At 72.9% G+C, this 9,598-nt stretch carries 11 protein-coding genes and 2 pseudogenes; 7 read left to right on the top strand and 6 right to left on the bottom strand.

All coding sequences use genetic code 11. The features are described 5' to 3' along the window. Positions 1–1,221 (bottom strand): annotated as a pseudogene (locus SSQG_RS03250) (hypothetical protein); the annotation flags it as partial. Positions 1,222–1,511: 290 nt separating this feature from the next. Here SSQG_RS03250 and SSQG_RS03255 point away from each other — a divergent pair. Together SSQG_RS03255 and SSQG_RS03260 are read left to right on the top strand one after the other, a co-directional pair. Beyond that, the gene (locus SSQG_RS03255) at positions 1,512–2,342 is read left to right on the top strand and encodes a DeoR/GlpR family DNA-binding transcription regulator (protein WP_003988265.1); all 831 of its coding nucleotides are present in this window, start codon (positions 1,512–1,514) and stop codon (positions 2,340–2,342) included. 62 nt (positions 2,343–2,404) lie between these two features. Next, complete coding sequence (locus SSQG_RS03260; RefSeq protein WP_003988266.1) at positions 2,405–2,881, top strand: SRPBCC family protein; 477 nt, start codon at positions 2,405–2,407, stop codon at positions 2,879–2,881. A gap of 16 nt (positions 2,882–2,897) precedes the next feature. On the opposite strand, the gene SSQG_RS03265 is transcribed toward SSQG_RS03260, so the two are convergent. Beyond that, a complete protein-coding gene (locus tag SSQG_RS03265; protein WP_003988267.1) occupies positions 2,898–4,022 on the bottom strand; it encodes a PLP-dependent cysteine synthase family protein in 1,125 nt (374 codons plus the stop codon). A gap of 355 nt (positions 4,023–4,377) precedes the next feature. On the opposite strand from SSQG_RS03265, the gene SSQG_RS03270 reads away from it, so the two are divergent. Both SSQG_RS03270 and SSQG_RS03275 read left to right on the top strand, forming a co-directional pair. Then, on the top strand, positions 4,378–4,701 hold the full coding sequence (locus SSQG_RS03270; protein WP_003988268.1) for a hypothetical protein: 324 nt from the start codon (positions 4,378–4,380) through the stop codon (positions 4,699–4,701). Between the two features lie 183 nt (positions 4,702–4,884). After that, positions 4,885–5,424 carry an ATP-binding protein gene (locus tag SSQG_RS03275; protein WP_208865616.1) on the top strand — a complete coding sequence of 180 codons (540 nt, stop codon included), beginning with the start codon at positions 4,885–4,887 and terminating at the stop codon, positions 5,422–5,424. Positions 5,425–5,623: 199 nt separating this feature from the next. On the opposite strand, the pseudogene SSQG_RS03280 reads toward SSQG_RS03275, so the two are convergent. Both SSQG_RS03280 and SSQG_RS03285 read right to left on the bottom strand, forming a co-directional pair. Then, positions 5,624–5,858: pseudogene (locus SSQG_RS03280) on the bottom strand (hypothetical protein); the annotation flags it as partial. Positions 5,859–5,907: 49 nt separating this feature from the next. Beyond that, complete coding sequence (locus SSQG_RS03285) at positions 5,908–6,189, bottom strand: SHOCT domain-containing protein (protein ID WP_003988271.1); 282 nt, start codon at positions 6,187–6,189, stop codon at positions 5,908–5,910. A 204-nt stretch (positions 6,190–6,393) separates the two neighbouring features. Between SSQG_RS03285 and SSQG_RS03290 the strand changes: the two genes are divergently transcribed. The 3 genes from SSQG_RS03290 to SSQG_RS03300 are packed head-to-tail and all read left to right on the top strand — an operon-like array spanning position 6,394 to position 8,451. After that, positions 6,394–6,957, top strand: a complete 564-nt coding sequence (locus SSQG_RS03290) for a TetR/AcrR family transcriptional regulator (RefSeq protein WP_244299032.1) — start codon at positions 6,394–6,396, stop codon at positions 6,955–6,957. Positions 6,958–6,967: 10 nt separating this feature from the next. Next, positions 6,968–7,546 carry a DUF4865 family protein gene (locus tag SSQG_RS03295; protein WP_003988273.1) on the top strand — a complete coding sequence of 193 codons (579 nt, stop codon included), beginning with the start codon at positions 6,968–6,970 and terminating at the stop codon, positions 7,544–7,546. Further along, positions 7,543–8,451 (top strand): phosphotriesterase family protein, encoded by a 909-nt coding sequence (locus SSQG_RS03300; protein WP_003988274.1) that lies wholly within the window; start codon positions 7,543–7,545, stop codon positions 8,449–8,451. The genes SSQG_RS03295 and SSQG_RS03300 overlap by 4 nt, the downstream gene beginning before the upstream one ends. An 18-nt stretch (positions 8,452–8,469) precedes the next feature. On the opposite strand, the gene SSQG_RS03305 is transcribed toward SSQG_RS03300, so the two are convergent. Continuing rightward, positions 8,470–8,892 (bottom strand): PPOX class F420-dependent oxidoreductase, encoded by a 423-nt coding sequence (locus tag SSQG_RS03305; RefSeq protein WP_003988275.1) that lies wholly within the window; start codon positions 8,890–8,892, stop codon positions 8,470–8,472. Between the two features lie 19 nt (positions 8,893–8,911). Further along, positions 8,912–9,598, bottom strand: a 687-nt coding sequence (locus SSQG_RS03310) for an NAD(P)-dependent oxidoreductase (protein WP_039931856.1), incomplete at its 5' end; no start/stop codon positions are given.

A 9,598-nucleotide genomic window follows, 5' to 3' on the forward strand; every position in this document is an offset into this window, starting at 1 on the left:
CAGCATCGCGACGGCCGGTCCGCCGAGGCCCCGCAGCACGGACCGGCGGTCCGGGTCGGTGCGGTGCAGGACGTGGGCGACGGCGGCCAGGACGATCACGAGCAGGCCCTGCACGAGGGCGACACCGCCGAAGGTCGCGTCGCCGGGAAGCCGCCCGGACGACTCCCACCCGGGGCGCTCCCATGCGGCGTACAGCAGGCAGAGGGCCAGCAGCACCAGCGCGACGAGCGGCAGGCGCCTCACGAAGCGCTCGTCGAGTTGCCGGTCGAGGCGTCTCTCGCTGCGTCCGCGGCGGCACACCACCCACACCACGGCGACCGCGCAGGCCGCCAACGCCGCCTCCAGGAGCACCCCGAGAGTGTTCAGTACGGCCGGGCCGCCGGGTCGGCGGTCGTGGCGGGCGGCGGCGCTGGCGACCGCCGCGGCGACCGTGACCAGTCCGGCGGCGGTGTGCGCGGCGCGCAGCCGGGCGACCAGCCGCCGTCCGTACCAGAAGCCAGGCCGGCCCAGTGCGGTCGGGCCGCCGTCCTCCTCGGGCTCGGGGTCGCGGGACAGTGGCTGCTGGGACTCGTAGTCGCTCCAGGTGCGCCGGGACAGGTACCACAGCAGACCGGTCAGGGCGGCGGGGACGAACGAGGCGAGCGCGAGCCTGCGGCCGGGGCTGCTCCACCAGCCGCCGTCCGAGACCGTGGGCGAGAGGAAGCCCAGCCAGGAGTGGCGGTCGGCGCACGCGCGCGTGCCCGCGCACTGCCAGGCCGCCAGGTCGAGGGCGACCTCGCAGGCCGCCGCGACGAGCAGCACCGTCAGGGTGAGCCCCGCGAGCCGTACCAGGAGGCCGTACAGGCGCACGGTGCGACGGCGGCCCCGGGAGCAGGGGCGCATCCAGTGGGCGAGGTTGATGACCATGAACGGCAACAGCAACAGCCACAGGGCGCGGGTGCCGTTGCCGGAGGTGAGGTTGCACCACACGTAGGCCTCGGGTACCGGGCCGTCGCGGTGGGCGGCGGAGCTGGTCTCCGCGTCGACGTCGTCGGCGCGGCGGAAGACGGCCGCGATGTTGTCGCCGGTGATCCGCACCGTGCGCGGATCGTTGAGCATCTCCTGCGGCGTGGTACCGCCCACGCCGTGGACCAGGAGTTCCAGGGCGGTCCCGGTCTCACCGGGCCGCGGGACGGGTCTGTCCGGCCCTTTGGCCGGCGCATGTTCCTGCGCACGTTCCACTGATTCGCACTTCCCCCGTGACACGCCGTCGGCTCTGTCCGTGCGGGCACAAGGATCTCCACTTCTGGGACGCCGTACACCCCCTGTCACCAAATCTTCCCGATCTGTGATGAAACGGGGCGGCAGATGAGCCCTGAGTGACGTGTGTGCGACGAGCAGTCGGTGGCGCCGTCCACTCCGCGACATGCAAGGATGGGACGTCCGCGCACCGGAGACGGGAAGAATGTCCCAGTCGGGGAGGGTGTGCGAGGCGTGTCGGACGGCATTGAGGCGAAAGGACCGGAGCGTACGTGAGCGAGAATCAGAACCTCCTCGCGGAGCAGCGGCGATCCCTGATCCTCGACGAGGTGCGCCGGCGGGGTGGGGTCCGGGTCAACGAGCTGACCCGCAAGCTCGGCGTGTCGGACATGACGGTCCGCCGCGACCTCGACGCGCTCGCCCGCCAGGGCGTGCTGGAGAAGGTGCACGGCGGCGCGGTCCCGGTGGTCGAGGCCAGTACGCACGAACCGGGGTTCGAGGCCAAGTCGGGCCTGGAGCTGACCGCCAAGGAGGACATCGCACGGGCCGCGGCCAAGCTGGTCGCGCCGGGTGCGGCGATCGCCCTGTCCGGCGGTACGACGACGTTCGCGCTGGCGCACCAGCTGCTCGACGTGCCGGACCTGACGGTGGTCACCAACTCGGTGCGGGTGGCCGACGTGTTCCACGCGGCACAGCGCACCTCGGGGCCCCGGCAGGGCGCCGCCACGGTCGTGCTGACCGGTGGTGTGCGCACGCCGTCCGACTCGCTGGTGGGGCCGGTCGCCGACCAGGCCATCGCCGCGCTCCACTTCGACCTGCTGTTCCTCGGGGTGCACGGCATATCGGTCGAGGCCGGACTGTCGACGCCGAACCTCGCGGAGGCCGAGACGAACCGGCGGCTCGTGCACTCCGCCCGGCGGGTCGTGGTGGTCGCCGACCACACCAAGTGGGGCAAGGTCGGCCTGAGTTCGTTCGCCGCTCTGGAGCGCATCGACACGCTCGTGACGGACGCCGGCCTGCCGGACGAGGCACGCGGTGTCGTCACGGAGCATCTGCGGCGGCTGGTGGTGGCCGGGGAGCCCGAGGAGGGGGCAGACATCTGACGCGACGCCAGCTAGGGTGACGCCCCCGGTCATCGCCCGCTTCCTTCCCGGGAGGGCTGCCCATGGCTCACCGTCTGCGTCCGGTGGGGCTCGACTTCGTCGCCGCCGCGCCCGTACGGCAGGTCTGCGTGCGGGAGATCTCCGCTCCGGTCGGGGCGGTCTACCGCGCCCTCGAGGACGTGCCCGGGTGGGTCGAGTGGTTTCCCCAGGTGACGGCCGCCCGCCCGGTGGACGAGGGGGCGGGGCGTGACATCCGGCTTCAGGGCGGCGTCCGGTTCCGGGAGTCGGTCATCGCGGCGCAGGAACCCGAGGTGTACGCGTACCGGGTCGACGTCACCAACGCGCCCGGGGTGCGGGCGATCGTCGAGGAGTGGCGGCTCACCCCGGCCGGCACCGCCGGCACCGGCACCCGGGTGCGGTGGACCTTCGCGACCGACGGGACGGCGGCGTACCGGCTCGCCATGAAGCTGATCCGGGCGGCTCAGGCCAAGGCCTTCCGGGACGCCGTCACGGCGCTGGAGCGGAGACTGACGGCCTGAGCGTCGAAGCCCGGCCTCAGTCGGGCCAGACGCCCGTGTTCAGCAGCGAGTCGATCGCGGCCGTGTACGGCTCGATGTCCAGCCCCTGGGCGGCCAGCCAGGTGTCCGAGTAGTACTTGTCGAGATACCGGTCGCCCGGGTCGCACAGCAGGGTCACGACGCTTCCCTGCCGCCCCTCGGCCACCATCTCCGCGACGATCTTCAGCGCGCTCCACAGGCCCGTGCCGGTCGAGCCACCCGCCTTGCGGCCGATGGCGCGCTCCAGTGCCCGTACGGCGGCGACGCTGGCCGCGTCGGGCACCTTCATCATCCGGTCGATCGCGCCGGGGACGAAGCTGGGTTCCATCCGGGGCCGGCCGATGCCCTCGATACGGGAGCCGCAGTCGCAGGTGACGTCCGGATCGCCGGTCGTCCAGCCCTCGAAGAAGCACGAGTTCTCGGGGTCGGCCACGCAGACGCGGGTGTCGTACTGCATGTAGTGGACGTAGCGCGCGAGGGTCGCGGAGGTGCCGCCGGTGCCCGCCGTGGCGACGATCCACGCCGGCTCGGGGAACCGCTCCAGGCGCAGTTGCCGGAAGGTGGACTCGGCGATGTTGTTGTTGCCGCGCCAGTCCGTGGCCCGTTCGGCGTAGGTGAACTGGTCCATGTAGTGGCCGCCGGTCTCGGCCGCGAGGCGGGCCGATTCCTCGTACATCGTGCGGGGGTCGTCCACGAAGTGGCACCGGCCGGAGTGGAACTCGATGAGACGGATCTTCTCGGCACTCGTGGTGCGGGGCATGACGGCGATGAAGGGAACGCCGATGAGTTTGGCGAAGTACGCCTCGGAGACGGCCGTCGAGCCGCTGGACGCCTCGATCACGGGTCTGTCCGGCCGGATCCAGCCGTTGCACAGGCCGTAGAGGAAGAGGGAGCGGGCGAGCCGGTGCTTGAGGCTGCCGGTGGGGTGGGTCGACTCGTCCTTCAGGTACAGGTCGATGCCCCACCGCTCCGGCAGGGGGAACTGGAGCAGGTGCGTGTCGGCCGAGCGGTTGGCGTCGGCCTGGACCCTGCGGACGGCTTCTTTCAGCCACGCGCGGTAGGCGGCGTCACTGTGGTCGACGTCGAGGGTCACGCCGGTCCGGGTCTGCTGGGGAGTGCTCACGTGGGGGCTCCTAACGCTGCGCGCCGACAACGGGGCGCGCGGCCGACGCCCCGATCATATGCACCTTCCGCACGCTTCTCACCTGCATAAACGCAGCTTTGAGCCCCCCAAAGCGCCCCCTGGGGCAGGGCCCGGGGCAAGGGGGCGCGCGGTCCCGGGGGCGCACTTGTGCCTGTGCTCCGGGCGCCCCCTGGAGAGGGCGTCGCGTGTACTGGTGCTCGACGAGGGGTGGGGGCAGACTGCATCGCGGGACGGAGGCCCTGGACGGGGGCACACTGGATCAGGACACGAGCCTGTGCCGGGTACCGCGGGGAGCGCGGTCCGGTGCACAGACGCGCACAAGGGGGCGGGTGGCATGGCGGAGCCGGAGTTCAGGGCCACGGGCGTGCGGATCGGGAAGCGGCTGCGTTCGCTGACCCGGGCCGGGCAGGTCCGGATCAGCGGCGGCCGGCTCGAGCTGCTGACCAGTTACGGCAGTGAGATCGACAGCGCGCCGGTGCAGGCGGTGCGCGCTTCGAAACCCTGGTTCGGCCCCGAGGACCGGGCGACCGCGGATCTCAACGGCAAGCGGTACCTGCTCACCCTGGGCGACCACGACCCCGCTCCGGGCGAGCCGGGGCCGCCGGCCGCGCGACGCTTCATCGAGGCCGTGCGCCGGGCGGCGGGGCGTGGCGACTGAGATGTCCGCGAGTTGCGGTACCCCACCCCCTGCGTCACTCTGGTCTCACGTCACTCTGGGTTTACCGGCGATAACGCTGCGAACCAGCCCGCCGGCCACGACAGCGGGCGGCAGTGTCACGAAGGCGCCCTGCTGGATCCGAACTCCGTGTTCTTCCGGACCTCACGTCGGGGAGTCGCAGCCGTGATCAGCTACCCAAGCAGACACTGCACGGTGGAGCTCCAAGCCCTGCCGTCGCGGATCGGCCAGGTCCGCAGAATCGTATCTGCGCAGTTGCGCTACTGGCATCTGGATGCCCTGATCGACCGGGCCTCGCTCGGCGTGACCGAGCTTCTGTCCAACGTCCACCGGCACGCCCAGCCCGACAAGACGTGCACCGTGGAGATAGAGCTGCTGCTCGACCGGCTCACGGTGTCGGTGCGCGACCACGACCCCCGGATGCCCGTCGTGGACGATGCCGAGCCACTGGCGACCTGCGGGCGCGGGCTCGCCATGGTGGCCGCCATGAGCGAGAGCTGGGGCGTCCGGCCGGACGGCGAGTCCGGCAAGGTCGTGTGGTTCACGCTCCCCACGTCCGCTCCCGCGGTCGCGGCCCCGCCGCGCCGGGCGCGGCGCGCGGTCCAGGAGAAGCCGGCGCGCAGGTTCGCCGTCGCGGAGGTAGCGCACGCCGCCGACGGGCTCCGGCCCGAACATGCTCCCGCCCGGTCCGCCGTTGCCGGTTGACCGGGCGGTGACCACCCTTCCTTCCCGGGGTTCGCCCCCGGTACCGAGGCCCGATGCCTGGGGTCGCCCGCCCCCGGGTGTCGGGCCTCGGTACTGGGTCGCTATTTTGTGGGGTGGACGGAGACCTGCCGCGCCACCGTCGACGGGCGCGCCCGCTCCCGGCGGGCGCCTGTCCGGTGCACCCGGACGCCCGGGGTCGTCATGCGGTGGGCGCCCGGCGGCGTCCCTCGGTGGCCACGACCCGCAGCACGTCCAGGCGTGCCGCGCGCCGGGCCGGGCGCAGCCCTGCGAGCGCACCGGCCACCAGACCCACCAGGGCCACGATCGCCAGTCGCGCGGGCGGCACAGCGAAGGCGCTGTCGCTCGCACCGGTCCGAGGCCCTGACGAGGACCCAGCCGAGGAAGGCGCCGAGGGCGAGCCCGCCGGCCGTACCGCGTCGACGACCCGGGCGGCGGGCTTGGCCGTCAGGGTGGTCGTCGTGGTCATGCCGCACCGCCCTTGCGGCCGAACTCCTCGTTCAGCACGGACAGCCGGCGCCAGTACTCGTCCTCGTCGATCTCGCCGGAGGCGAAGCGGTGGCCCAGCACGGTGATGGGCGAGTCGTTCCCGGCCGGGGGCTGCCGCCATTGGCCGCCGCGGCGTCCGCGCCACACCGTGCGGCGCAGCAGCGCGATGCCGCCGCCGATGACCAGCGCCCAGATCACCGGGAAGAGCAGGATCCACGGCCCGGGGCCGCCGTCGCCGAAGTTCGCCAGGGTCTGCATGTCGTCCAACTCCTCGGTTGCGGTGCCGCGATGTCCTGCGTGTCGCGGTGTCCTGTGTGTCGCTTCCGAGAGTCGCCCCGGGAGGTGCCCCTGGTCGTCGTACGGTCAGCGGCACCGTGCGTACCTCGTGGGGAGTAGGCGGGCGGGGCTCGGCTGCTTCCCCAGGCCTCGACTTCTGTAACTACTGGTATGTACAGTGAGGTCATGAGCACTTCGGAGCGGCTGATCGAGTCCACCCGTGAGCTGCTGTGGGAACGCGGCTACGTGGGGACGAGCCCCAAGGCGATCCTGGAGCGCGCGAACGCCGGGCAGGGCAGCATGTACCACCACTTCAAGGGCAAGCCCGATCTGGCACTGGCCGCCATCCGGCGGACCGCCGAGGAGATGCGGGCTACCGCCGCGGGAGTACTCGACGGCCCGGGCACGCCCTACGAGCGCATCGAGGCGTATCTGCGACGCGAGCGGGACGTGCTGCGGGGCTGCCCCGTCGGCCGGCTGACCATGGACCCGGACGTCATCGCAAGCGCCGAACTGCGCGCACCGGTCGACGAGACGCTCGACTGGCTCCGGGGCCGGCTCGCCGGGATCGTCGAGGAGGGTCAGAAGCAGGGCCTGTTCCCGCCCTCGCTGGACGGCGAGGAGATCGCGGCTGCGGTCGTCGCGACCGTCCAAGGCGGTTACGTCCTCGCCCGCGCCTCCGGCTCCCCGGCCGCGTTCGACGCGGGTGTGCGGGGTCTGCTGTCCCTGCTGGCACCCCGCACCGCCTGAGGAGACCTCCATGCATGCCATGCAGTACGAACTGACCCTGCCCGCGGACTACGACATGGGGGTCGTCCGTGACCGTGTCGCCCGGCTGGGGCATCTGCTCGACGACTGGGACGGTCTCGGGCTCAAGGCCTACCTGATGCGCGAGCGCGGCCGGCGCGGCTCGCCGGTCAACCAGTACGCGCCGTTCTACCTGTGGAACACCGTCGACGGCATGAACGCCTTCCTCTGGGGCGGCGGGTTCCAGGGGCTCAGCGACGACTTCGGGCGGCCCTCCGCACGGCAGTGGACGGGACTCGCGTACGAGGAAGGGACCGGTTCGCACGCGCGGTTCGCGGTACGGCGGCGCCAACCCGTGGCGGACTCCGGGCCGTTGGCCGAGGCAGCGGAGGAGGCGGTGCGCGAGGCCCGGCGGCTGGCCGCGCGGGACGGTGCGCTGCTCGCCGCGGCCGCCGTCGACACGAGCCGCTGGGAGCTGGTGCACTTCTCCCTCTGGGAGCACGACAGGCCCGAGGCCGACGGTGACGTGTTCGAGGTGCTGCACCTGTCCGCGCCCGGCCGGAACCGGCTTCCCCAGGGGCGCCGGTGGTGAGCGCGATCCGGACGGTGCTGGGGGACGTGCCGCCCGGCGACCTGGGGGTGTGCGACGCCCACGACCACCTGTTCTTCGGCAGCCCGCTGCTGCCCGGGCAGGAGCTGCGCAGCGTGGCGGCGGCACGGGCGGAGCTGGCCGCGTTCCGGGAGCAGGGCGGGCAGGCGGTGGTGCAATGGACGCCGTACGGGCTCGGGCGCCGGGCCGCCGATCTGCCGCCGCTGTCCCGGGAGAGCGGCGTGCACGTGGTGGCGGCGACCGGTCTGCACCAGGCCGTGCACTACGACGAGGACACGCTCGCCGGGCTGCGGGGTCGGCTCGCCGAGGTGTTCGTCTCCGAACTCACCACGGGCATCGGGGTGTCGGGGGTGCGGGCGGGCTTGATCAAGGTCGCGGGCGGTTTCCACGGTCTGGACGCGCACGCCCGCTGGACCATGGCGGCGGCGGCCGAGGCGCATCACGCCACGGGCGCGACCATAACCGTGCACCTGGAGCTGGGCACCGGCGCGCTGGACGTGCTGGACCTGCTGTGCGGGGAGCTGGGGGTGCCGCCGCACCGGGTGGTGCTCGGGCATCTGAACCGCTCCCCCGACCTCGTGGTGCACCGGCAGGCCGCGGAGTCCGGCTGCTATCTGGCCTTCGACGGGCCGTCCCGGACGAACCACGCGACGGACTGGCGGATGCCGGACGCCGTACGGGCGCTCGCCGACGCCGGGTTCGGGGACCGGCTGCTGCTGGGCGCGGACACCACGACGGCCGCCGCCCGCTCGGTGGGCGGCGGCCCCGGGATGCCGTACCTGCTGCGCCGGGTGCGTCCGCGGCTCGTCCACGCCGTCGGCGAGGACCTGGTGGGGCGCGTCCTCACGGAGAACCCCGGCCGGGCGTTCGCCGTGGAGTGGCGGTGACCGGCGTGGCCGGCGGCCTCAGCCCCCGGCCTGGTCGCTGTCCTTCAGCGCGCCCCAGCCGTGCCAGCGGTCCACCTCGATCCACGCGCTGACCCGGGGGCGGTCGCGGTCCGGGTAGGGCTTGCCGATATAGCGCCGGGCGAGGAGGTCGATGTCGGACAGGTCCTCGTCGTCGTACATCTCGGTGACACGGCCGATGAGGGTGACGTGGGTGTACCAGTCGTCAGCGGCGAGGACGGTGAACGTCACGCGCGGGTCGCGGCGCAGGTGCTTCAGACGGACGCGGCCCGCGTCGAGGTTGATCAGCACCCGGCCGTCCTGCCACGCGTACCAGGTGGCGGTGGAGACCGGTGCGCCGTCGGAGCGCAGCGTGGCCATGACGCACGGGTTGGGCCGACTGAGCAGGGCGTCGGCCTCGGGAGGCAGCGGCGGCTTGGACATGAGGTGAACCTCCAGGTGATCAGACGGACTTCTTCTGGTCGAAGCTGGCGAAGTAGGCCGCGACCATGTCCTCGTCGGCGTGGCCCTGTTCGGCAGCCCGCTCCATGCGTGCGGCGGCCGCTTCGGCCACGTCCAGGCGGACACCGCCCGCCGCACCGGCCTGGACGATCAGGCGGGCGTCCTTGGCGGCGGTGCTCACCGCGAACTGGGGTGGCGTCAGCCGGTCGTCGAGGAGCAGGTCGGACTTGGCGCGCAGATAGCCCATGTCGAGCGGGCCGCCCGCGACGATGTCGAAGAAACGGTGCGGGTCGACGCCGAGGGCCTTGGCCAGGGCGAGGGCCTCGCCGGCGGCCGCCGTGACGGCGAGGACCCAGCTGTTGGCGACCAGCTTCAGCCGGGTGGCACCGCCCTGCGCCCCGTCCTCGCCGGCCCACACGGTGCGGGCGCCGACGGCGTCGAACACCGGGGTCACCTGCTCCCGGCCCGAGGTGGGGCCGGCGGCGAGCACGGTCAGTTTCCCGGCCTCGGCGGGCTGGCGGGTGCCGAGGACGGGGGCGTCGTAGAAGACCAGGCCGTGCTCACGGGCGAAGGCGGCCAGCTCGGCGACGCCGTCGATGCCGACGGTGGTGGACTGCACCCAGACCGTGCCGGCGCGCAGGGCCGGGGCGGCCTCGCGCATCGTGTCCAGTGCGGCGGAGCCGTCGTA

Source organism: Streptomyces viridochromogenes DSM 40736 (genome assembly GCF_000158955.1).
GTDB classification, from domain to species: Bacteria; Actinomycetota; Actinomycetes; order Streptomycetales; family Streptomycetaceae; genus Streptomyces; species Streptomyces venetus.